The sequence below is a fragment of the Streptomyces sp. NPDC053673 genome (genome assembly GCF_055585225.1).
On record NZ_JBVJKN010000011.1, the window covers coordinates 60,053 to 82,780 of the forward strand.

Genomic DNA, 22,728 nt, shown 5'->3' on the forward strand with positions numbered 1-22,728 from the left:
CCGGATCCTGACTGCGTCCTGTGCCCGGGAATAGCGGAGGGCGGACCCTCTGTTGTGTCCCACGTCAGTACAGGAGCGTGGAGAGGGAGTCCGTCGCATGGGTTCGACCATCTGCCCGAGCAGGTCACAGGCCGCTGACCTGGAGTGGACAGTGCTGCGTGCACCCAAGGCGACCCCCATTCGGACGGCGGGCGGTGCGGTTGGTCGTCTATCCTCCGATTCGAGCGGGTCCGGTTTCGGTCTCGCCACAGCGGAGGAGGAGGTGGGTCCGGTCACTGGGACCGACGACAGCCGCATGGACGAGACGGCTGCCGAGCGCAACGCACGCTTCGAGCGGGACGCACTTGGCTACCTCGACCAGATGTACTCGGCCGCGCTGCGTATGACGCGCAACCCGGCCGATGCCGAGGATCTCGTACAGGAGACGTATGCGAAGGCCTACGGGTCCTTCCACCAGTTCCGTGAGGGCACGAACCTCAAGGCCTGGCTGTACCGGATTCTCACGAACACCTTCATCAACTCGTACCGCAAGAAGCAGCGCGAGCCGCAGCGCAGCGCCGCCGAGGAGATCGAGGACTGGCAGCTCGCCCGCGCGGAGTCGCACATGTCGACCGGTCTGCGCTCCGCCGAGTCGCAGGCGCTCGACCACCTGCCGGACTCCGATGTCAAGGAAGCGCTGCAGGCGATCCCCGAGGAGTTCCGCATCGCCGTGTATCTCGCGGATGTAGAGGGCTTTGCCTACAAGGAGATCGCGGACATCATGGGAACGCCCATCGGTACGGTGATGTCCCGACTGCACCGGGGCCGCCGCCAGTTGCGCGGCATGCTCGAGGACTACGCCCGTGATCGCGGGCTCGTTCCCGCGGGCGCCGGGGAGTCGACGAACGATCGGAAAGGCGCGGGCTCATGAGCTGCGGAGAGCCGCACGAGACTGACTGCGCAGAGGTACTCGATCATCTTTACGAGTTCCTCGACCGGGAGATGCCCGACAGCGACTGCACCAAGTTCGAGGTGCACTTCGAGGAGTGCTCCCCGTGCCTGGAGAAGTACGGCCTGGAGCAGGCGGTGAAGAAGCTCGTCAAGCGCTGCTGCGGCCATGACGACGTGCCGGTGGACCTGCGGGCCAAGGTCATGGGCCGGATCGAGCTGATCAGGTCCGGTGAGACCGTGCCCGAGCACGACCTGACGGCGGGCGCGGAGTAACCACGCGCTGAGAGTCGCCGAGCAGGCGCGTAGCAGTCGCGGAACAGCCGGGGAGCAGTAGCGCTCCGCCTGCGGACCGGACACAGGGGGCGCACCGTCCGGTGCGCCCCCTTTCGCGTATCCGGGCAGCGTGCCCACAGGGGACGCGCCCGTCCGCGCTCGCACTGTGTCACCCGATGGTGCTAATCGGTCGCTTTCGTCCGCCGTGGACACTCCAACTCGCTAGCCTTGCGCTCGATTTGGGGCGTCCGAGGAGGGCTGAAAGCGGGTGGGAGTCATTCCCGGAGCGGCGCGGGTGTACATCCTGTGTGCCGTCGTGATTGCCGCAGTGTGCGCATTTCCCGCCCTGCGCCCCGGGGCCGGTACCGCCTGGAGCACGGTCGCGCTGCTCGCGGGGCTGTACGCGGTGTGCGAGATGCCCGCCCGGTTCCCCGTCCTGGGACGGGCCGTCGGCGGATCCGTACCGGTCGGCGCCGGATCGTTCTTTCCCGTGCTCCTCGCCGCCGCGCTGCTCCTGCCGCCCGCGGCCGCGGCGCTGGTCGCGGCACCGGGCGCGCTGCTCGCCCACGTCGAACAGCGCCCCGCGGGCGTCCGCCGCGTATGGCGGGCGGCCCAATTGGCCCTGGCCGCCTGGGCGGCGTCCCGGGTGGCCGTCCTCCTCGGCGGCCCGGCCGCGCTGAGCGCCGCCGACTTCCCGTACGCCCTGCTGCCCGCGTTCGCCGCCGCATTCACGTACTGCCTGGTGCTGACCGCGCTCGACGGCGGCATCCTCGCCACCGCGGAACGCGTCCCCGTCCGCGCGGCGTGGCGCGGACTGCTGCTGCGTTCCCTCGCGCCGCACGCCGTGCACGGACCGGCCGGGCTGATGATGGCCGTGCTGTGGCGCAGCCCGTACGGTCCGCTGTCCGCGCTCTTCGTGCTGCTGCCGATGTACATCTCCTGCTGGGTCTTCGCGCAGTACCACCGCGAGCAGGGCGCTCACCGGTCCACCATCCGCGCCCTGGTGCAGGCCGTCGACATCAAGGACAGGTACACCCGCGGCCACAGCGAGCGGGTGGGCCGCGCGTCCGTACTGATCGCGCGTGAGCTCGGCATGGACGAGGAGCGCCTCGAAGTGCTCCGCTTTGCCGGGATCCTGCACGACGTCGGCAAACTGGGCGTACCCACACGCGTGCTGCGCAAGGACGGACCGCTCACCCCGGAGGAGCGCCGCGTCATCGAACTGCACCCCGAGTACGGGCACGAGATGGTCCGGGGCATCGGCTTCCTCGGCGAGGCCCGCGCGGCGATCCTGCACCACCACGAACGGCTCGACGGAAGCGGCTACCCGTACGGACTCGCCGGCCGCCAGATTCCCGAGTTCGCCCGTGTGGTCGCCGTCGCCGACGCCTTCGACGCGATGACCTCGACCCGCTCGTACAGTAGGGCGCGGCCCGTCGCCACCGCGGTCAAAGAGCTGAAACGGTGCGCCGGAACCCAGTTCGACCCCCGGATGGTGCGCGCCCTCGTCCGCGCCCTCGACCGTCACGGCTGGCAGACGGGGGTCACCGCCGACGAGCCGCACGTGCCCGCCCAGCCGCCCCCGAAGTGCCCCTCCGTCCCGGCCGGGCCCGTCTCAGCTCCGACGGCACGGCACAGGCGGGGCGGATGACACCAAGGGTCCCGGTCACCGTTCTGGGCGTGTACGGGGCCGCTGCCGCGCTGACCGGAGCCGGGCTCTGCCGGACCCTGTGGAACGGCGTCGCGGACCCGGGCACCGCGCTCGCGTTCGGCGTGCTCATCGCCGTCGGGGAGGCCACCCGACGGGGCGCGCCGCCCGGCACGGGGGCGATCCCCCCGGCTCCGCCGGGGGGAGCCCCGCCCATGGTCGAAAAGCCATGGGGCAGGGAGCCCGCGCCGCTCGCGTCCGCCGGGGCACTGGCGTACGCGCTGCTCGGTGAGAGCGGCGGGCGGGCCACCACCCACGGCGTCCTCCAGGTCGTCGCGGTCGTCGTGGCGGGCGCCCTCGCCGGGGCCGTACCGCACATCGCGCGCGGCCGCGGGCCCGCGCTCGACCAGGTCACGCGCCGCGTGCTCACCGTCGCGTTCGCCGCGGTCTGCTTCCAGCCGCTCTACAACTCGGGCGCACTGGCCGAGCGGCTCGGCAAGGGCCCGTACTACGTGCTCTACCTGCTGCTTCTGCTGCTGCTGACCGCGCTCTGCGACGCCGTGCTCGCCGCGCTGATGCTCCGCGCCCGCACCCTCCCCCACAGCGCCAAGCGCATGGGAGGTACCCCCGTCCCGTACGGTCCGCTGCTGCGCGACGAACTGCGCGCGCTGATCGGCATCGGCTCCGCCGTCTGCGCGACCGGCGCCGTCATGGCGCTCGGCGCCGCTGTCGCCGGGCTCTGGGCGCTGCCCGTCTTCTCCGTACCGCTCCTGCTCACCCAGATGTCGTTCCGGCGGTACGCGGCAGTACGGATCACCTACCGGCAGACCATCTCCTCACTCGCACGGGCGACCGAGATCGCGGGCTACACCCCCCACGGGCATGCCCTCAGGGTCGCCGCGCTGAGCACCGCCGTCGGCCGCGAGCTGGGGCTCTCGGGGCCCGAGCTGACCGTTCTGGAGTACGCGGCGCTGATGCACGACATCGGGCAGCTCTCCCTCGTCGACCCGGTGCCGGAGGGCGCCACCGCTCTGCTGCCGCTCGCCGAGCAGCGCAGGATCGCCCTGCTGGGCGGCGCCGTCGTCCGCCAGACCGGCGTCCCCGCGGCCGTCGCGGTGGTCGTCGAGCGACAGGCCGACCCGTACCGGGAGCAGCCCCTGGCCGCCCGTATCGTCCGCACCGTCAACGCGTACGACGATCTCACCGGTGAAAGTGCCACGGGCGCGCTCACGGCTCTGGAGCAGCTCCGTCTCGGGACCGCGCACGACTACCAGCCGGAAGTCGTCGAGTCCCTCGCCCGCGTCCTGACCCGTCGAGGGAGCGGCCCGGAGGGCCTCGGCTGAGGGGTGGTGGCGGGCACTGGCGGGACTCAGCCCCGCTCAGTCCGGGTAACCCATGGGTAATGAGCGGGCGTCCGACCGGGCATGGTTGGATGCGAAAGTAGGGAGCACTGAGCGAGACGTACACAAAGACACTCAGACAAGTGTCCGGGGGCAATGACCCGAGCGACCGGCAGGCGGGAATCGTGAGGATCTTCGGGAAGGTACGGCATCGGCCCTCCGCCTCGTGGCGGCAGGCCACCGACCGCGCGTTCACGCTGATCGGCGACGGCCGGTACGAGGACGCGGGCGCACTGCTGACCCGTGCGGCGGATCTGGAGCCCTGGCTCTCCGAGTCCTGGTTCAACCTGGCCCTGTTGCACAAGTTCCGGCACGACTGGGAGCAGGCGCGCGCCGCGGGCCTGCGGGCCGTCGCCCTGCTGGACAAGGAGACCGGCGCCCCCGACTGGTGGAACGTGGGGATCGCGGCCACCGCTCTCCAGGACTGGCCGCTGGCCCGCCGGGCCTGGCAGGCGTACGGGCTGAAGGTGCCCGGAAGCCCCTCACGCGCCGGAATCGGCGGACCGGGGGCCGCGGGTGGCGAGCCCGTCGGGATGGAGCTGGGCAGCGCCGCCGTACGGCTGTCGCCGGAGGGCGAGGCCGAGGTGGTGTGGGGCCGCAGGCTCGACCCGGCCCGGATAGAGGTGCTCTCCATCCCCCTGCCGTCGTCCGGCCGCCGCTGGGGCGAGGTCGTACTGCACGACGGCGTACCGCACGGCGAGCGCACCACCGCCGCCGGCCACAGTTTCCCCGTCTTCGACGAGATCGAGCTCTGGGCGCCCTCGCCCGTCCCCACCTGGGTGGTGCTGCTGGAGGCCGCCACCGAGGACGACCGGGACGCCCTGGAGCAGCTCGCCGCCGACGCCGGTTTCGCCGCCGAGGACTGGTCGTCGTCGGTGCGGCTGCTCTGCCGGGCCTGTTCCGAGAGCGTGATGCCGAGTGCTGAGGGCGACGGTGAGCACCTGGACCCGCACGACCACAGCGAGCCGGGGCACCCGGGGCCGCTGGGCCACCGCACGGCCGGCGACATGTGGGTGCCGGAGCGTGAATGCGGTATCGCTGCGCCCGCCGCTCTGGTGCGCGGGCTGCTGGACGGCTGGGTCGCGGACAGCCCGGACAGCCGCGAGTGGCGGGATCTTGAGGAAGTCTGCTGACTTCGGGCCGTAGTCTGTATGGAGCAATCAGACGGGCACCCGAGGAAGGCGTACGGCGGACAATGGCGCAGCAGGAGACGGACCAGCACACGGACCAGCAGGTCAACGATGGTTTCGTCGTGGACACGGAGGACTGTGAGGAGCGCGAGCGGGCGTACCGCGAGCGTGGCACGGCCCGTCCGATCACCGTCGTCGGCAACCCGGTGCTCCACAAGGAGTGCAAGGACGTCACCGAGTTCGACGACAAGCTCGCGGCGCTGATCGACGACATGTTCGCCAGCCAGCGGGCGGCGGAGGGCGTGGGCCTGGCCGCCAACCAGATCGGTGTGGACCTGAAGGTCTTCGTCTACGACTGCCCCGACGACGAGGGTGTGCGTCACACCGGCGTCGTCTGCAACCCGGTGCTGCAGGAGCTGCCGCCGGAGCACCGCAACCTGGACGACTCGAACGAGGGCTGCCTGTCCGTGCCGACGGCGTACGCCTCGCTGGCCCGCCCCGACTACGCCGAGGTGCACGGCCAGGACGCCGAGGGCAAGCCGATCAAGGTGCGCGGCACCGGCTACTTCGCGCGCTGCCTGCAGCACGAGACGGACCACCTGTACGGCTACCTGTACATCGACCGGCTGTCGAAGCGGGACCGCAAGGACGCGCTGCGGCAGATGGCCGAGGGCACGCCGCGCTACGAGGTCGTCCCCAACGACTGATCCGTCGCCGTCGCCGTCGCCGTCGTTCGCGGCAGCGCCCCGCTCCGTCGACCGGTGCGGGGCGCTGCCGTTACCGCCAATGGGCGGGCAAATGACAGCTGCTGTGGCCCTGTTGACGCGCGTCGACCGCCCCGCCAGTCTCTGGGTGCAGCTCCCATATCCGGTGGACTCGTCATGGAGGGCCGATGCCCAGACGCACCGCACGACTCCTGCTGTCCTTTGTCATGCTCATGGCTGCCTCGCTGGGCGGGGTCGTGGCCACGGCCGGCACGGCACACGCCGACGGCTGCTACACCTGGTCCCGCACCCTCTCCCAGGGGACCTCCGGCGCCGACGTCACCCAGCTGCAGATCCGGGTCGGGGGCTACCCCGGCTACGGCGGCGTCCTCGCCATCGACGGCGACTACGGCCCGGCGACCGCCGCCGCCGTCAAGCGCTTCCAGTCCGCGTACGGGCTCACGGCCGACGGCATCGCAGGACCCCAGACCTTCAACAAGCTCTACGCCCTCCAGGACGACGACTGCACCCCGATCCACTTCAGCTACGCCGAGCTCAACGACTGCAACTCCACCTGGTCCGGCGGCGCGGTGAGCGCGGCCACCGCGAAGTCCAACGCGCTGCGCACGATGTGGAAGCTGGAGGCCATGCGGCACGCCCTCGGCGACCAGCCCATCACCGTGACCAGCGGCTTCCGCTCCTACGCCTGCAACAGCGCGGTCGGCGGGGCCTCCAACAGCCGCCACCTGTACGGCGACGCGGCGGACCTCGGCGCCGGACCCCACTCCCTGTGCAAGCTCGCCCAGCAGGCCCGCAACCACGGCTTCAACGGCATCCTCGGCCCCGGCTACCCGGGCCACGGCGACCACACCCACGTCGACCACCGCGCGAGCCGCTTCTGGTCCGCGTCCAGCTGCGGGATCTGAGCCCACTCAGGCCACGCGTACCGGCCCGCGGAAGGTGCGCCGGTACGCGTTCGGCGTCGTCCCGAGCGTACGGAGGAAGTGGTGCCGCAGAGCGGCCGCGTTGCCGAAGCCGGCGCGGCCCGCGATCGCGTCCACCGTGTCGTCCGTGGCCTCCAGCAACTCCTGTGCCAGCAGCACCCGCTGGCGCAGGAGCCAGCGGTACGGCGTCGTCCCCGTCTCCTGCTGGAAGCGGCGCGCGAAGGTCCGCGGCGACATGTGCGCCCGTACCGCCAGCTGCTCCACGGTCATCTCGCGGTCGAGATGCCGCTCCATCCAGGCGAGCACCTCGCCCACCGTGTCGCAGCGGGTGCGCGGCAGCGGCCGGTCGATGTACTGCGCCTGCCCCCCGTCCCGGTGCGGCGGCACCACCATCCTCCGGGCGATCTTGTTGGCGACCTCCGGACCGAACTCGCTGCGAACGAGATGCAGACAGGCGTCGATCGCGGCCGCGGTGCCGGCCGACGTGATGACCGGCCCCTCGTCGACATACAGCACATCGGGGTCGACGAGTGCCCGCGGGTGGCGGCGGGCCAGCGCGGCCGTATGGCGCCAGTGGGTGGTGCAGCGTCGCCCGTCGAGCAGCCCCGCGGCCCCCAGCACGAACGCGCCGGTGCACACGGACAGCACGCGCGCGCCCCGGTCGACGGCCGCGCGCAGCGACTCCAGCAGCGCCTCGGGGTACTCGCGCTCCCCGTAGTCGCTCCCGGTCGGCACGGCGATCAGATCGGCCTCCGCCAGCCGTTCGAGTCCGTGCTCGACGTCCAGCGCGAACCCGGCGTGGGTGCGCAGCCGCGGCCCCTCCGCGGAGGCCACCGCGAAGTCGTGGACCGGGAGTCCGTCATCGCTGCGATCCAGGCCGAAGACCTCGCAGAGGACGCCGAGTTCGAAGGGGTGTACGCCGTCGAGCAGGACGGCCGCCACGTTCTTCAACATGGATTCAGTGTGGCAGTAATTCGATGGTTGGTGACAGTCCTGCCACTGATGTTTCCGGGGCCCGGCGACGACAGTGGAGGACATGAACACATTCCTCGACTACCTCGTCATCCTGGGAGTTCTCCTCGTTGTCGGCCTTCCCGCGTTCATCGGGCACGCAAGGGACCGCGCCATCGACCGCCGGCTGCGTGAGGCGGAGCGGGCGGGGGCCCGGACCGTCACCCGGCCCGGGCCCCCGCCCGCACATGTCCGGCCGAGCCGTCAGAAGTCCTCGTCCAGGTCGACCGAGCCCTCGACCGCCACCTGATACGCCGACGGGCGACGCTCGAAGAAGTTCGTCAGCTCCTGGACGCCCTGGAGCTCCATGAAGGAGAACGGATTCTGCGAGCCGTAGACCGGGGCGAAGCCCAGCCGGGTGAGCCGCTGGTCGGCGACGCACTCCAGGTACTCGCGCATCGACTCGGTGTTCATGCCCGGCAGGCCGTCACCGCACAGATCGCGGCCGAACTGCAGCTCCGCCTCGACGGCCTCCCGCAGCATGTCGGTGACCTGCTGCTGGAGTTCGTCGTCGAAGAGCTCCGGCTCCTCCTTGCGGACCGTGTCCACGACCTCGAAGGCGAAGTTCATGTGCATCGTCTCGTCGCGGAACACCCAGTTCGTGCCGGTCGCCAGGCCGTGCAGCAGGCCCCGGGAGCGGAACCAGTACACGTACGCGAAGGCGCCGTAGAAGAACAGCCCCTCGATGCAGGCCGCGAAGCAGATCAGGTTCAGCAGGAAGCGGCGGCGGTCGGCCTTCGTCTCCAGCCGCTCGATCTTCTCGACCGAATCCATCCACTTGAAGCAGAACTGCGCCTTCTCGCGGATGGACGGGATGTTCTCGACCGCGTCGAAGGCGGCGGCGCGGTCCTCCGGGTTCGGGAGGTAGGTGTCCAGCAGCGTCAGATAGAACTGGACGTGCACGGCCTCCTCGAAGAGCTGCCGCGACAGGTACAGCCGCGCCTCGGGGGAGTTGATGTGCTTGTAGAGCGTCAGCACCAGGTTGTTCGCGACGATCGAGTCGCCGGTCGCGAAGAAGGCGACCAGACGGCCGATCAGGTGCTGCTCACCGGCGGAGAGCTTGGCGAGGTCGGCGACGTCGGAGTGGAGGTCGACCTCCTCCACGGTCCACGTGTTCTTGATCGCGTCTCGGTAGCGCTCGTAGAAGTCCGGGTAGCGCATGGGGCGGAGGGTCAGTTCGAAGCCCGGGTCGAGAAGATTCTTCTCGGCCTTGCTGTCGTTCGCGGTGGTCATTACTGGCAAGCCTCGCAGGACTCGGGGTTCTCAAGGGAGCAGGCGATCGCGTCGGCGTCGGGGGCCGCCTGCTGTACGGGGATGGGGGTGGCGGCGGTCGCGGTGCCGGACGCGGCCCGGGCGATCCGGGTCGCCGGGCGGGAGCGCAGGTAGTACGTCGTCTTCAGGCCCTGCTTCCAGGCATACGCGTACATCGAGGAGAGCTTGCCGATGGTCGGCGTCTCCATGAAGAGGTTCAGCGACTGCGACTGGTCCAGGAACGGCGTGCGGGCGGCGGCCATGTCGATGAGGCCGCGCTGCGGGATCTCCCACGCCGTGCGGTACAGCTCGCGCACATCCGCCGGGATCCAGTTCAGGCCCTGCACGGAGCCGCTGGAGTCGCGCAGCGCCTCACGGGTCTGCGCGTCCCACACGCCCAGCTTCTTCAGGTCGTCCACCAGGTAGGAGTTGACCTGCAGGAACTCGCCGGACAGGGTCTCGCGCTTGAAGAGGTTGGAGACCTGCGGCTCGATGCACTCGTACACGCCCGCGATCGAGGCGATGGTCGCGGTCGGCGCGATGGCGAGGAGGAGCGAGTTGCGCATCCCGGTCCCGGCGATCCGGGCGCGCAGCGCTGCCCAGCGCTCGGGCCAGTTGAGCTCCACGGCAGCGCCGTAGTGATCGGGGTGCAGCACACCGCGCGCCGCGCGGGTCTGCTCCCAGGCGGGCAGCGGGCCGCTGCGCTCCGCGAGGTCGCAGGACGCCTCGTACGCCGCCAGCATGATCCGCTCGGCGATCCGCGTCGACAGGGCCCGGGCCTCGGCCGAGTCGAACGGCATCCGCAGCTTGAAGAAGACGTCCTGGAGACCCATCGCGCCCAGGCCCACCGGGCGCCACTTGGCGTTGGAGCGGCCGGCCTGCTCGGTCGGGTAGAAGTTGATGTCGACGACCCGGTCGAGGAAGGTCACGGCGGTACGGACGGTCTCGTCCAGCCGCTCCCAGGCGATCTCCGGGCCGTCGGCTCCCTCTTCGACGAAGGCGCCGAGGTTGACCGAACCGAGGTTGCAGACCGCCGTCTCGCCGTCGTTCGTGACCTCGATGATCTCGGTGCAGAGGTTGGAGGAGTGGACGACCGTGCCGGGCTCGGCGGTCTGGTTCGCGGTCCGGTTCGAGGCGTCCTTGAACGTCATCCAGCCGTTGCCGGTCTGGGCGAGGGTGCGCATCATGCGGCCGTAGAGGTCACGGGCCGGGATCGTCCTGCGCGCGAGCCCGGCGGCCTCCGCCTTGCGGTACGCGGCGTCGAAGTCGTCGCCCCACAGGTCGACCAGTTCGGGCACGTCGGCCGGTGAGAACAGCGACCACTCGGCGTCCGCGTTCACCCGGCGCATGAACTCGTCGGGGATCCAGTGCGCCAGGTTGAGGTTGTGCGTACGGCGCGCCTCCTCGCCCGTGTTGTCGCGCAGCTCCAGGAACTCCTCGATGTCCGCGTGCCAGGTCTCCAGGTAGACGCAGGCCGCGCCCTTGCGGCGGCCGCCCTGGTTCACGGCGGCGACCGAGGAGTCCAGCGTCCGCAGGAACGGCACGATGCCGTTGGAGTGGCCGTTGGTACCGCGGATCAGCGAACCGCGGGAGCGGATGCGGGAGTAGGAGAGGCCGATGCCGCCCGCGTGCTTCGACAGCCTCGCGACCTGGTGGTAGCGGTCGTAGATGGAGTCCAGCTCGTCCAGCGGGGAGTCCAGCAGATAGCAGGACGACATCTGGGGGTGGCGCGTTCCGGAGTTGAAGAGGGTGGGGGAGGACGGCAGGTAGTCCAGCCGGCTCATCATCCCGTACAGCGCGGCGACTTCGTCGAGGGCCCGGACCGAGTCGTCCTCCGCCAGGCCGGCGGCCACGCGCAGCATGAACTGCTGCGGCGTCTCGATGACCTTGCGGGTGATCGGGTGCCGGAGGAGATAGCGGCTGTAGAGGGTGCGCAGGCCGAAGTAGCCGAAGCGGTCGTCGCCGGCGGGGTCGACGAGCGAGTCGAGGCGCCCGGCGTGGGTCTGCACGAACGCGGCTGTGCGGTCCGCGATCAGGCCCTCGCGGTGGCCGACGGCGACGGAGCCGGAGAAGGCGGCCGCCCCCTGTGAGGCTGCCTCCTCCGCGATGGTGAGGGTGAGCAGCCGGGCGGCGAGCCGTGAGTAGGCCGGGTCCTCCGAGATCAGGCCGGCGGCCGCTTCGGTGGCCAACTCGCGCAGTTCGGCCTCGTCCGAGCCCGCATGACGGCCCCGGAGCGCGGCGGCGGCGACGCGGCCCGGGTCGGTGTCGGGGAGATCGGCGGTGAGGTCGGTAAGGGTCCGCAGCAGCGCGGTACCTGGCCCGTCGGTGAGCTTCGTTGAAGCAGGATCGGGCGGCGCGATGGTCACGGGGTGCTCTCCCTCGCTCGGCTGGGGGCCGGCGGGGCGCAGGGGCACGGGCGCACACGTCTGAGAGCCGGTGCGCCGCGTCCACCGGCCTGTTCCGCGAGGCCCGGACGTGTCGGCACCCGGGCCGGACGGTCCGGGCGCGCTGTCGGCAGGTCCTCGGACTCGTGGGCACGTGGGTAGCACCGATTCACCGTTGCGGGACAGTTCCGGATTCGCACCGGATTCCCCTGCGGCGACAGCGAGATGAGCATACATGTGGGGGCGACTGGTTGCGGAACCCCCCACATGTTGTGTCGCGGCGGCTCCTGGAGCTCCAGGACGTCCGTCGGCGGGCTCACGCCTGGTACCGGCTCCCGGTCGCGCTCCGGCGCAGCGTGGATCACGGGAACGCCAACGGGCCGCCGCTTCCCGCAGGGGAACACGGCGGCCCGTCGGCGCATCGCTCAGCAGCAGCGGAACCCCTCGCGGGGGTCGGCCTCCCTGGCGTCCATGCGGCTGCGCTCGAACTCGCGGCGTGACATCACCTTCGCGCCCGGGTCGTGGGATCTGGTGTGGGCGACGTAGCGGTCGTACACCGACTCGCCCGACACCTCTCGCACGTACCAGCGGACCCAGTCCACCGCGCGCCGCAGGCCGCTCACCGCTGTCATACCTGCCACGGTACTCACGCCGTGCCGCTTCCCGCAGCCTCGCGGTCCGCGCCTGCGGCTCCGACGGCCGCGAGCTCCGCCTTCTCCTCCTTGGTCGTGATCAGTCCGGCGGGCGCGACGAGCTTCGACTCCACGTACGGGACCTCGGCGAGACGGATGCCCGCAGGGTTGCGGATCGCCTTGATGCAGACCCTGGCCGCGTCCGCGAGGACGATCACGATGAGGATGGCGAAGAGCGCCGCGAGGAAGCCGTCGACGGTCGAGTTGGTGACGACGGTGTGCATGTCGTCCATCGACTTCGCCGGCGGCAGCACCTTGTCGGCGTCGATGCCCGCCTGGTACTTGTCGCGCTGGGCGAAGAAGCCCACCTTCGGGTCGCCGGAGAAGATCTTCTGCCAGCTCGCGGTGAGGGTGACCGAGGCGTCCCAGGCCAGCGGAACGGCCGTCACCCAGGCCCACTTGAGACGCCCGGACTTGACCAGCAGCGTGGTGCAGACGGCGAGCGCGACGGCCGCCAGCAGCTGGTTGGCGATGCCGAAGAGCGGGAAGAGCTGGTTGATGCCGCCGAGCGGGTCGTGCACGCCGACCCAGAGGAAGTAGCCCCAGCCGCCGACGACGACCGCGCTCGCGAACCAGACACCCGGCTTCCAGCTGACCTGCTTCATCGGCTTGTAGAGGTTGCCCAGTGTGTCCTGGAGCATGAAGCGCCCCACCCGGGTGCCGGCGTCGACCGTGGTGAGGATGAAGAGCGCCTCGAACATGATGGCGAAGTGGTACCAGAAGGCCTTCATCCCGGCGCCGCCCACCACCGCGGAGAAGATGTCCGACATGCCCAGCGCGAAGGTCGGCGCACCGCCGGTGCGCGAGAGCAGGCTCGCTTCCTCGACGTCCTTCGCGGCCTGTGTCAGCTGCTCGGGGGTGACGGTGAAGCCGAGGTTGGCGACCGCCTGGGAGGCGGAGTCCACCGTGGTGCCGAGGACACCGGCGGGTGAGTTGACCGCGAAGTAGAGACCGGGGTCGAGGATGCAGGCGCAGATCATCGCCATGACCGCGACGAAGGACTCGGTCAGCATCGCGCCGTAGCCGATCATCCGGATCTGGGTCTCCTTCTGGATCATCTTCGGGGTGGTGCCCGAGGAGACCAGGGAGTGGAAGCCGGAGAGCGCGCCGCAGGCGATGGTGATGAAGACGAACGGGAACAGCGAGCCCGCGAAGACCGGCCCCTGGCCGTTGCCCGCGAACTCGGTGACCGCCGGCATCTTCAGTGTCGGCATCGCGACGACCACGCCCAGCGCGAGCAGCACGATGGTGCCGATCTTCATGAAGGTGGAGAGGTAGTCGCGCGGCGCCAGCAGCATCCAGACCGGGAGCACGGAGGCGACGAAGCCGTACGCCACCATCCAGATGACCAGGGTGCTCGGCTCCAGGGTGAAGAAGTCGGCGAGCGAGGACTCGGCGACCCAGCCGCCCGCGACGATGGCAAGCAGGAGGAGCGACACACCGATGAGCGAGACCTCGGTGACCTTGCCCGGTCGCAGTGTCCGCAGGTAGAAGCCCATGAAGAGCGCGATCGGGATCGTCATGCCGATGGAGAAGACACCCCATGGCGAGTGCGCCAGCGCGTTGACGATCACCAGGGCCAGCACGGCCAGGAGGATGATCATGATGGCGAAGACCGCGATCAGGGCCGCGGCGCCGCCGAACGGGCCGATCTCGTCCCGTGCCATCTGACCGAGCGAGCGGCCGTCGCGGCGCGTGGAGAAGAACAGCGTGACCATGTCCTGGACGGCACCGGCGAAGATCACACCGACGATGATCCATATGGTTCCGGGCAGATAGCCCATCTGCGCGGCCAGGATCGGGCCGACGAGCGGACCGGCCCCGGCGATCGCCGCGAAGTGGTGGCCGAAGAGCACCCGGCGGTCGGTCGGATGGAAGTCGACACCGTTGTCGAGCCGCTCGGCAGGGGTGGCGCGGGTCTTGTCGGCCTTGAGCACGCGGTACTGGATGAAGCGCGCGTAGAACCGGTAGGCGATGGCGTAGGAGCCGAGAGCGGCCGCGAGCATCCAGACCGCGGAGACTTCCTCACCGCGCGCGAGAGCGAGCACGCTCCAGCCGACCGCGCCCACCAGGGCGACGCATACCCAGACTGCGATCGATCGCGGAGTCATCCTCCGCTGAGAAGTGTTCGATGGTGCCGGCTCGGCCATGGTGTGGCTCCCGTCCCGTCGTGATCACCTGTAACGCGCAGGAAATCTAGGGGACGGTTTCACCAGCGTCACCCCCAGTCCGCATATCGGTACGGCAACGACTGGTACGGCGGTCTGCTGCGAGGCTGCTCCAGAACGCTGGTCAGGGCCACCCCGGGGGCCCCAGGGCCCCGGGGTCGGCCTGCCTCCGGCCGCTGCGGCCGCGCCACGTTGTGTTGTTCCGGGGGGCACTGCACCGGATTGCGGCTGCGCCGCGGGCCGGACCCCCAGCCCGGCAGCCCGTCGGCCCGTCGGCCCGTCAGTCCGCCTCGGGCCGCTGCAGCCTCGCCACGAACTTGTACCGGTCCCCCCGGTACACCGACCGCACCCACTCCACCGGTTCGCCGTTCCTGTCCAGCGAGTGCCGGGACAGCATCAGCATCGGCAGGCCCACGTCCGTACCCAGCAGTCCCGCCTCGCGCGGGGTGGCCAGCGAGGTCTCGATCGTCTCCTCGGCCTCCGCCAGATGGACGTCGTACACCTCGGCCAGGGCCGTGTACAGCGACGTGTACTTGACCAGCGAGCGCCGCAGCGCGGGGAAGCGCTTGGCCGACAGATGCGTCGTCTCGATCGCCATCGGCTCGCCGCTGGCCAGCCGGAGCCGCTCGATCCGCAGCACCCGCCCGCCCGGCGAGATGTCCAGCAGCCCGGCGAGGGTGTCGTCGGCTGTGACGTATCCGATGTCCAGGAGCTGAGACGTGGGCTCCAGACCCTGCGCCTTCATGTCCTCGGTGTACGAGGTGAGCTGAAGGGCCTGCGACACCTTGGGCTTCGCGACGAACGTGCCCTTGCCCTGGATGCGTTCCAGTCGGCCCTCGACGACCAGCTCCTGAAGAGCCTGCCGCACGGTCGTGCGCGAGGTGTCGAACTCGGCGGCGAGCGTGCGCTCGGGCGGTACGGGCGTGCCGGGCGGCATCGTCTCCGTCATGTCGAGCAAGTGCCTCTTGAGCCGGTAGTACTTGGGCACGCGTGCGCTGCGGGTCGCCGTCCCGTTCTCCGGCTCGGTGCCGCCCCCGTCCGTGGCCATGGCCTGCCTTCCCGACTCGTGTGCTGCTGCCGTCACCGGCTCCTCCGTCTAGTTGCGGCTCACATGGTGGCACGGTCCGGTCGCGGGTCGTCGCCCTCCCTCAGGTGTCGGTCCGATAACGGACGCGACAGCCCTTCTTATACACCCTTGACACCCCTAAAGGTCTAGGCCAAGCTCCCGGTACTGGTCTAAACCATTAAAGACCAAGTCCCAGCCCCACGAGCAGTACTCGGCGTATGTCTCCGTATGTCTTCGCGGTGGGCGGGGGGTTGCAGCATCCCTGAGGAGGGTGGCGTGAAGCGCAAGCTCATCGCGGCGATCGGCGTCGCGGGCATGATGGTCGGCATTGCCGCGTGCGGCTCCGAGAGCGACAAGGGCGGGGACAAGGCCGGTGCGGACGTCAAGGAGATCACCGTCTGGCTGACGGTCGACGCCCAGAACAACTGGCCCGAGCTGGTCAAGGCGGCCGATGCCGCGGTCGTCAAGAAGCACCCCGGCATCAAGATCAAGCACGAGTACTACGGCTGGCCGGACAAGAACGCCAAGCTCGACGCCGTCCTCGCCACGGACAAGGCCCCCGACGTGGTCGAGATGGGCAACACCGAGATGCTCGGCTACATGGTCAAGGGCGCCTTCGCCGAGGTCGACCCGGCGAAGTTCGAGCAGTCCGACGCCTGGCTGGACGGCCTCAAGGAGTCCGTCTCGTACGACGGAAAGACCTACGGCGTGCCGTACTACGCCGGTGGCCGTGTGGGCAACTGGCGCAAGGACGTCGCTGCCGAGGCCGGTGTGAAGGCGGCCCCCAAGACGTACGCCGAGCTGACTGCCGCCCTCGACAAGATCCAGGCGAAGAAGGGCAACAAGTTCAGCGCCTGGTACCAGCCTTCGCCGGACTGGTACGCCGCGATGTCCTTCGTCTACGACGCCGGCGGCGCCATCGCGAAGAAGGAGGGCGACCAGTGGAAGGCCGGCCTCTCCTCGCCCGAGTCCATCAAGGGCCTCAACGAGTACAAGAGCGTGCTCGACAAGTACATGAAGGCCGACAAGACCAAGGACGAGTCGGACCGTTACATCGTGTACGGCCAGGGCAACGCCGGCATGATCTTCGGCGCCGCCTGGGAAGGCGCCACCTCCGAGGCCCCGGAGAACGACAAGACCGGCAAGCTCAAGGGCAACCTCGAGAACTTCGTGATGCCCGGCCCGTCCGGCAAGAACCTCCCCGTCTTCCTCGGCGGCTCGGACCTGGCCATCCCGGTCAAGTCCAAGGCGCAGGACGTCGCCGCCGAGTGGATCAACGCCTTCACCGGCGCCCAGGGCCAGAAGGGTCTCATCGGCAAGGGCAACCTGCCGAACAACAAGACGGACCTGGCGACCCTGAAGGCCGACCCGAAGACGCTCGTCCCGGCCACCGCCGCCGAGTCCAACTGGTTCGTCCCGATGGCGCCGGGCTGGGGCCAGGTCGAGAAGGCCCAGACCCTCAAGACGATGCTGCGCGAGATCGGCACCGGCAAGAAGACGGTCGAGGAGGCAGCGAAGGCCGCGGACGCCGCGATCGACAAGGTCATCAACACCAAGTGACCTTCCGGCAGGGCCCCGTCGGGCGACGACGGGGCCCTGCTCCCGTACGAGGAGAGGGACCGCTGAGGAGCGCCGGATGAGTGCCGCTGACACAACCACTGCCAAGGTGCCGCCGAAGCGGCCGTCGACAGCCCCGGGCGCCGCAGCCGGGGCCGGGGGAGCCGGAAAGCCGGGTGAGCGGCGGCGCGCGGGCGGTGGGGCCGCGGTGCCGTGGACACTGCTCGCGCCCTGTCTGCTCGTCCTGCTGCTGGTCCTCGGCTATCCGCTGGTCCGGCTGGTCACCCTCTCCTTCCAGAAGTTCGGTCAGGCGCAGCTGTGGGGCTTCCAGGAGCCTGAATCGGTCGGCTTCGCCAACTTCACCAAGATCCTGGGAGACGGTGAGTTCTGGACCGTCGTCGTCCGTACCGTGGTCTTCGCCGGCGGCGCGGTCGTCCTGACCATGGTCCTGGGCATGCTGACGGCCCTGCTGCTCCAGCGTGTCTCAGGCTGGGTGAAGACGCTGGTCAACATCGCGCTCGTGGCGAGCTGGGGCATGCCCATCATCGTCGCCACCGCCATCTTCAAGTGGCTCTTCGACACCGACTACGGCGTCCTCAACTGGGTGCTCAGCCAGTTGCCCGGGGTCGACATGATCGGGCACAACTGGTTCGCCACCGGTCCGCAGGGCCTCGCCGTCATCATGCTGCTGGTCGTCTGGGGCGCCGTGCCCTTCGTCGTCATCACGCTGAGCGCGGGACTCACCCAGGTCCCCAAGGAGCTCGAAGAGGCGGCCCGCCTCGACGGGGCCGGCTCGTGGGGCGTCTTCCGCTATGTCACGCTGCCGGTCCTCAAGCCCATCATCGTGATGCTCACGACGCTCTCGGTCATCTGGGACATGGGTGTCTTCCCGCAGGTCTTCGTGATGCGCAACGGTCACCCCGAGGCCGAGTTCCAGCTGCTCACGACGTACTCGTACGACAAGGCCTTCGTGGTCAACGACTACAGCGGCGGCTCGGCGATCGCCCTGGTGACGGTGATCCTGCTGCTCGGCGTGGTCGCCGTCTACATGCGCCAGATGCTCAAGATCGGAGAAGTCGAGTGAGCGCATCGACCCCTGCCGCGGTCCGCCGCCCCGGAAAGAGCAAGCTCGGCTGGAACCTGCTCGGCCTGCTGGTCTTCATCACGGCCGGCTTCCCCGTCTACTGGATGCTCAACACGGCCTTCAAGCCGGCCAAGGACGCCATCGACCCGAACCCGCACTTCTTCCCCAGGGTCTTCACCCTGGAGAACTTCTCGCGGGCCTTCGACGTCGCCGACTTCTGGGGCCCGGTCGGACGCAGCCTCATCGTCTCGCTCGTCGTGGTCGCCATCGGCATCGTGGTCGGCATGCTGGCCGCGCTCGCCATCTCCCGGTTCGCCTTCCGCGGCCGGAAGATCGTGATCGTCGGGATCCTGGCGGTCCAGATGGTCCCGTTGGTCGCCATGATCATCCCGGTCTTCCTGCTGCTCAACGACCTCGGTCAGTACGACAAGCTCACCGGCCTGATCATCACGTACCTCACCTTCATCCTCCCCTTCACGGTGTGGACGCTGCGCGGATTCATCGTCAACATCCCGAAGGAGCTGGAGGAGGCGGCGATGGTCGACGGCTGCACCCGCACCGGTGCCTTCATGCGCGTGGTCTTCCCGCTGCTCGCCCCGGGCATGGTGGCCACGTCCGTGTACGGCTTCATCCAGGCGTGGAACGAGTACCTGTACGCGCTGATGCTGATGAGCCAGCAGAACCAGACGGCCACCGTCTGGCTCGGCAACTTCACCACCAAGCACGGCACGGAATACGCGCCGATGATGGCCGGCGCCACGATGATGGCCGTTCCCATCGTGGTCCTCTTCCTCCTCGTCCAGCGCAAGATGGCCGCGGGTCTGACGGCCGGCGCAGTGAAGGGATGACGCGGTCGACATGACGACTCTCGTACGCGGCTCCGACACGCTCACGCGTGACGCTCTCGCCGTCCTCCAGCCCGGTTTCCTCGGCACCACCGCCCCCGACTGGCTGCTGCGCCGGATCGGTGAAGGGCTCTCCTCCGTCGGCCTGTTCGGCCGCAACATCGCCTCGCCCGGCCAACTGGCCGCGCTCACCTCGCAGCTGCGGGCCGAGCGTGACGACGTCCTCGTCGCGATCGACGAGGAGGGCGGGGACGTCACCCGTCTGGAGGTCCGTACCGGCTCCTCCTTCCCCGGCAACTACGCCCTCGGGTCCGTGGACGACATCGGGCTGACCCGGGCGGTGGCCCATGAGCTCGGCCGCCGGCTCGCGGAGTGCGGGGTCGACCTCAACTGGGCCCCGTCCGCCGACGTCAACTCAAACCCAGACAATCCCGTCATCGGGGTGCGTTCCTTCGGGGCCGATCCGCAACTGGTCGCCCGGCACACCGCCGCCTACGTCGAAGGACTCCAGTCCGCCGGGGTCGCTGCGTGCACCAAGCACTTCCCCGGACACGGCGACACAGCCGTCGATTCACACCATGCGATGCCCCGCATCGATGTGGAGTTGGCCACGTTGCACGCCCGTGAGCTGGTGCCTTTCCACGCGGCCATCACAGCGGGTTCCAAGTCGGTCATGAGCGCGCATATCCTGCTACCCGCGCTCGACCCGGACCGCCCGGCGACCCTGAGCCCGCAGATCCTCACCGGTCTGCTGCGCCAGGAGCTGGGCTACGACGGCCTGATCGTCACCGACGGCATGGAGATGCAGGCCATCGCCGGAACGTACGGAATCGAGCGCGGCAGTGTCCTCGCGATCGCCGCCGGTGCCGACGCGATCTGTGTCGGCGGCGGCCTGGCCGACGAGGGCACCGTGCTGCGGCTGCGCGATGCGCTGGTCACCGCGGTACGCCAGGGCGAGCTGCCCGAGGAACGACTGGCCGACGCGGCCGCGCGCGTGCGCGCGCTCGCGGACTGGACCAGGGGGGCCAGGGGGGCGGCATCGGAGCCGGGCGCGGCTTCACAGGAGGGGACCGCGCCCGGCACCGACATCGGCCTGACCGCGGCCCGGCGGGCGGTACGCGTCACGGCGGGGGAGCGGCCCCACGAACCCCTGACCTCGCCGCCGTACGTCGCCGCGTTCACGCCCGTGGCCAACATCGCGGTCGGCGACGAGACTCCGTGGGGCGTCGCGGCGGAACTGGCCCGGCTGCTTCCGGGCACGGAGACGGGCACGTACGCGGACTCCGCGGTCGATGACGTCCTCCTGGCCGCGGGCGACCGCCGGATCGTCGCGGTCGTCCGCGACGCGCACCGCCACGCGTGGATGCTCCGGTCCCTGGACGCGCTCCTCGCGGCCCGCCCGGAGACGATCGTGGTCGAAATGGGCCTCAACCAGGCCGAGCCGCGCGGCGCCCTCCACGTGGCGACCTTCGGTGCGGCGAGGGTCTGCGGCCGTGCGGCGGCGGAGGCGATCACGGGCGCGTAGCGCATCCGGCGCGCCCTCGAAGACCGAGGCCCGGCCGCCCCAAGCGGGGGGCGGCCGGGCCTCACCGTACAGGCCCTAGGGGCCTACAGCCCCTGCCAGGCCGGCTTGTTCGCGTACGTGTGCCGGAAGTAGTCCGCGAGCTTCAGCCTGGACGCGGCCGCCTCGTCCACGACCACGGTCGCGTGTGGGTGCAACTGGAGCGCCGAGGCCGGTACGACCGCGGCAACCGGCCCCTCGACGGTCTGAGCGACCGCCTCCGCCTTCCCCTCGCCCGTCGCGAGCAGCACCAGATGCCGCGCCTCCAGAATCGTCCCGATCCCCTGCGTGATCACGTGGTGCGGCACCTGCTCGATGTCCCCGTCGAAGAACCGCGCGTTGTCCACCCGCGTCTGCTCGGTCAGCGTCTTGATCCGCGTGCGCGACGTGAGCGACGAGCAGGGCTCGTTGAACCCGATGTGCCCGTCCGTGCCGATCCCGAGCAACTGGAGGTCGACACCCCCCGCCTCCGCCAGCGCCGCGTCGTACGCCTCGCAGGCGGCCTGGACGTCCTGCGCCGACCCGTCCGGGCCGATGAAGGCGTCCGCGCTCAGTCCGAGCGGCTCGACGACCTCACGCAGAACGACGGAGCGGTACGACTCGGGGTGCCCGGCCGGCAGGCCCACGTACTCGTCCAGCTGGGCTATCCGCGCCCGCGACGCGTCCACATCCCCGGCCCGTACCTTCGCCGCCAGCGCCTCGTAGACGGGCAGCGGCGTCGATCCGGTGGCCACCCCGAGCAGCGCGTCGGGCTTGCGGCGGAGCAGGTCCGCGATGCCCTGGGCGATGAGCTCTCCGCCTGCCTTGGCGTCCTGGACGATGACAACTTCCACGCTGGGCCTGCCGATCGGTTGAAAGGTCACTGTGGTATAGACCAATCTAGCAGAATGGGGTGACGCCCCGGTGAATGCCGGCTGGCGGGGGCGCGGGCCCCCGTGGTCGACTGAGCCGGACGGCGTCCGGACCGTACGCAGGCACCTTTGGAGGCCCAGCATGTCCGCCACGACGTCAGCCGAGCACCGCGAGCAGCCGGGCACGATCATGTCCGGCGAGATGGCCGAGCAGCCCGCCGTGCTGCGCCGGATCCTCGACCGGGGAGCGCCGAGGATCCGTGAAGTCGCCGCGGAGATCGCCGCGCGGAAGCCGCGCTTCGTCCTGCTGACCGCACGCGGCACGTCCGACAACGCGGCGCTCTACGCGAAGTACCTGCTGGAGATCCGCCTCGGGCTGCCGTGCGGGCTGACCTCGATGTCCACGACGACGGCGTACGGGGCGAAGCCCGATCTCACCGACGTCCTGGTGATCACGGTGAGTCAGTCGGGGGGCTCCCCGGACCTGGTGGCGTCCACCAGGGCCGCACGGGAGGCGGGTGCGGTCACCCTCGCCGTGACGAACAACCCGGACTCGCCGCTGGCCGCGGTCTCGGAGTTCCACATCGACATCCTGGCCGGCCCGGAGAAGGCACTCCCGGCGACCAAGACCTACACGGCGTCACTGCTGTCTCTTTATCTCTTCGCCGAGGGGCTGCGCGGCGGCGACGGCTCCGCGGCGCACGTCCTCCCCGGCCTCGCGGAGGAGATCCTGGCCCGCCGGGCCGAGGTGAAGGCCCTGGCCTCGCGCTACCGCTTCGCCGAGCGCATGGTCATCACGTCCAGGGGCTACGGCTATCCGACGGCCAAGGAGGCGGCCCTCAAGCTGATGGAGACGAGCTACATCCCGGCACTCTCGTACTCCGGCGCCGACCTGCTGCACGGGCCGCTGGCCATGGTCGACAACATCTCCCCGGTGATCGCGGTGGTGACGGACGGCCGCGGCGGCGAGGCCCTCCAGCCCGTCCTCGACCGCCTCCGCGGCCGCGGCGCGGACCTGGTCGTCGTCGGCCCGAAGCCTCAGGTCGAGGCGGCCTCCGCGGGGTTCGTCCTGCCCACGGAGGGAGTGGCGGAGGAGGTCCAGCCCATCCTGGAGATCCTTCCGCTCCAGCTTCTGGCGTACGAGGTGACCATCGCCCGCGGCCAGGACCCGGACGCGCCGCGGGCTCTCGCGAAGGTCACCGAAACGCGGTGACGGTGTGGGGGAAACG

20 protein-coding genes and 1 riboswitch are annotated in these 22,728 nt (G+C 70.1%); of the genes, 13 read left to right on the plus strand and 7 right to left on the minus strand.

Going from position 1 to position 22,728, the window contains the following annotated elements:
• Nucleotides 1-262: 262 nt before the first annotated feature.
• The 7 genes from ACZ6ZQ_RS18000 to ACZ6ZQ_RS18030 all read left to right on the plus strand — a co-directional run bounded on the left by ACZ6ZQ_RS18000 (nucleotide 263) and on the right by ACZ6ZQ_RS18030 (nucleotide 7,011).
• The gene (locus tag ACZ6ZQ_RS18000; protein WP_453665098.1) at nucleotides 263-910 is read left to right on the plus strand and encodes a sigma-70 family RNA polymerase sigma factor; all 648 of its coding nucleotides are present in this window, start codon (nucleotides 263-265) and stop codon (nucleotides 908-910) included.
• Nucleotides 907-1,203 carry a mycothiol system anti-sigma-R factor gene (gene rsrA, locus ACZ6ZQ_RS18005; protein WP_453665096.1) on the plus strand — a complete coding sequence of 99 codons (297 nt, stop codon included), beginning with the start codon at nucleotides 907-909 and terminating at the stop codon, nucleotides 1,201-1,203. The genes ACZ6ZQ_RS18000 and rsrA overlap by 4 nt, the downstream gene beginning before the upstream one ends.
• Before the next feature lie 268 nt (nucleotides 1,204-1,471).
• On the plus strand, nucleotides 1,472-2,854 hold the full coding sequence (locus tag ACZ6ZQ_RS18010) for an HD-GYP domain-containing protein (RefSeq protein ID WP_469769468.1): 1,383 nt from the start codon (nucleotides 1,472-1,474) through the stop codon (nucleotides 2,852-2,854).
• A complete protein-coding gene (locus ACZ6ZQ_RS18015; RefSeq protein WP_469769469.1) occupies nucleotides 2,851-4,194 on the plus strand; it encodes an HD-GYP domain-containing protein in 1,344 nt (447 codons plus the stop codon). Before ACZ6ZQ_RS18010 ends, ACZ6ZQ_RS18015 begins: the two co-directional genes overlap by 4 nt.
• 182 nt (nucleotides 4,195-4,376) lie before the next feature.
• Nucleotides 4,377-5,384, plus strand: coding sequence for a tetratricopeptide repeat protein (locus ACZ6ZQ_RS18020; protein WP_469769592.1), 1,008 nt, complete (start codon nucleotides 4,377-4,379; stop codon nucleotides 5,382-5,384).
• Nucleotides 5,385-5,446: 62 nt separating this feature from the next.
• Entirely contained in the window at nucleotides 5,447-6,088 is a 642-nt protein-coding gene (def, locus tag ACZ6ZQ_RS18025) for a peptide deformylase (RefSeq protein WP_469769470.1), read from the plus strand.
• A 185-nt stretch (nucleotides 6,089-6,273) separates the two neighbouring features.
• Nucleotides 6,274-7,011 (plus strand): D-Ala-D-Ala carboxypeptidase family metallohydrolase, encoded by a 738-nt coding sequence (locus tag ACZ6ZQ_RS18030; RefSeq protein WP_469769471.1) that lies wholly within the window; start codon nucleotides 6,274-6,276, stop codon nucleotides 7,009-7,011.
• A gap of 6 nt (nucleotides 7,012-7,017) precedes the next feature.
• On the opposite strand, the gene ACZ6ZQ_RS18035 is transcribed toward ACZ6ZQ_RS18030, so the two are convergent.
• The gene (locus ACZ6ZQ_RS18035; protein WP_469769472.1) at nucleotides 7,018-7,983 is read right to left on the minus strand and encodes a helix-turn-helix domain-containing protein; all 966 of its coding nucleotides are present in this window, start codon (nucleotides 7,981-7,983) and stop codon (nucleotides 7,018-7,020) included.
• An 82-nt stretch (nucleotides 7,984-8,065) separates the two neighbouring features.
• Between ACZ6ZQ_RS18035 and ACZ6ZQ_RS18040 the strand changes: the two genes are divergently transcribed.
• Entirely contained in the window at nucleotides 8,066-8,290 is a 225-nt protein-coding gene (locus ACZ6ZQ_RS18040) for a hypothetical protein (RefSeq protein ID WP_469769473.1), read from the plus strand.
• On the opposite strand, the gene ACZ6ZQ_RS18045 is transcribed toward ACZ6ZQ_RS18040, so the two are convergent.
• The 5 genes from ACZ6ZQ_RS18045 to ACZ6ZQ_RS18065 form a co-directional block, all read right to left on the minus strand.
• On the minus strand, nucleotides 8,245-9,273 hold the full coding sequence (locus tag ACZ6ZQ_RS18045; protein ID WP_469769474.1) for a ribonucleotide-diphosphate reductase subunit beta: 1,029 nt from the start codon (nucleotides 9,271-9,273) through the stop codon (nucleotides 8,245-8,247). The genes ACZ6ZQ_RS18040 and ACZ6ZQ_RS18045 overlap by 46 nt on opposite strands.
• Nucleotides 9,273-11,657 (minus strand): ribonucleoside-diphosphate reductase subunit alpha, encoded by a 2,385-nt coding sequence (locus ACZ6ZQ_RS18050; protein WP_469769475.1) that lies wholly within the window; start codon nucleotides 11,655-11,657, stop codon nucleotides 9,273-9,275. The genes ACZ6ZQ_RS18045 and ACZ6ZQ_RS18050 overlap by 1 nt, the downstream gene beginning before the upstream one ends.
• Nucleotides 11,658-11,787: 130 nt before the next feature.
• Nucleotides 11,788-11,909, minus strand: a riboswitch (cobalamin riboswitch).
• Between the two features lie 191 nt (nucleotides 11,910-12,100).
• Nucleotides 12,101-12,307 (minus strand): YbdD/YjiX family protein, encoded by a 207-nt coding sequence (locus ACZ6ZQ_RS18055; protein ID WP_469769476.1) that lies wholly within the window; start codon nucleotides 12,305-12,307, stop codon nucleotides 12,101-12,103.
• Between the two features lie 14 nt (nucleotides 12,308-12,321).
• Entirely contained in the window at nucleotides 12,322-14,517 is a 2,196-nt protein-coding gene (locus tag ACZ6ZQ_RS18060) for a carbon starvation CstA family protein (protein ID WP_469769477.1), read from the minus strand.
• Between the two features lie 298 nt (nucleotides 14,518-14,815).
• Nucleotides 14,816-15,583 carry a GntR family transcriptional regulator gene (locus ACZ6ZQ_RS18065; RefSeq protein WP_469769593.1) on the minus strand — a complete coding sequence of 256 codons (768 nt, stop codon included), beginning with the start codon at nucleotides 15,581-15,583 and terminating at the stop codon, nucleotides 14,816-14,818.
• A gap of 294 nt (nucleotides 15,584-15,877) precedes the next feature.
• Between ACZ6ZQ_RS18065 and ACZ6ZQ_RS18070 the strand changes: the two genes are divergently transcribed.
• From ACZ6ZQ_RS18070 to ACZ6ZQ_RS18085, 4 genes are all read left to right on the plus strand, one after another.
• Entirely contained in the window at nucleotides 15,878-17,161 is a 1,284-nt protein-coding gene (locus ACZ6ZQ_RS18070; protein WP_469769478.1) for an extracellular solute-binding protein, read from the plus strand.
• Between the two features lie 76 nt (nucleotides 17,162-17,237).
• Nucleotides 17,238-18,242 carry a carbohydrate ABC transporter permease gene (locus ACZ6ZQ_RS18075; RefSeq protein ID WP_469769479.1) on the plus strand — a complete coding sequence of 335 codons (1,005 nt, stop codon included), beginning with the start codon at nucleotides 17,238-17,240 and terminating at the stop codon, nucleotides 18,240-18,242.
• Nucleotides 18,239-19,090 carry a carbohydrate ABC transporter permease gene (locus ACZ6ZQ_RS18080; RefSeq protein ID WP_469769480.1) on the plus strand — a complete coding sequence of 284 codons (852 nt, stop codon included), beginning with the start codon at nucleotides 18,239-18,241 and terminating at the stop codon, nucleotides 19,088-19,090. Before ACZ6ZQ_RS18075 ends, ACZ6ZQ_RS18080 begins: the two co-directional genes overlap by 4 nt.
• A 10-nt stretch (nucleotides 19,091-19,100) precedes the next feature.
• Complete coding sequence (locus ACZ6ZQ_RS18085) at nucleotides 19,101-20,612, plus strand: glycoside hydrolase family 3 protein (protein WP_469769481.1); 1,512 nt, start codon at nucleotides 19,101-19,103, stop codon at nucleotides 20,610-20,612.
• A gap of 83 nt (nucleotides 20,613-20,695) precedes the next feature.
• Here the strand turns inward: ACZ6ZQ_RS18085 and nagB are convergent, their stop codons facing one another.
• Entirely contained in the window at nucleotides 20,696-21,481 is a 786-nt protein-coding gene (nagB, locus tag ACZ6ZQ_RS18090) for a glucosamine-6-phosphate deaminase (protein WP_469769482.1), read from the minus strand.
• Between the two features lie 160 nt (nucleotides 21,482-21,641).
• Between nagB and ACZ6ZQ_RS18095 the strand changes: the two genes are divergently transcribed.
• Nucleotides 21,642-22,712 (plus strand): SIS domain-containing protein, encoded by a 1,071-nt coding sequence (locus ACZ6ZQ_RS18095; protein ID WP_469769483.1) that lies wholly within the window; start codon nucleotides 21,642-21,644, stop codon nucleotides 22,710-22,712.
• Nucleotides 22,713-22,728 lie beyond the last annotated feature (16 nt).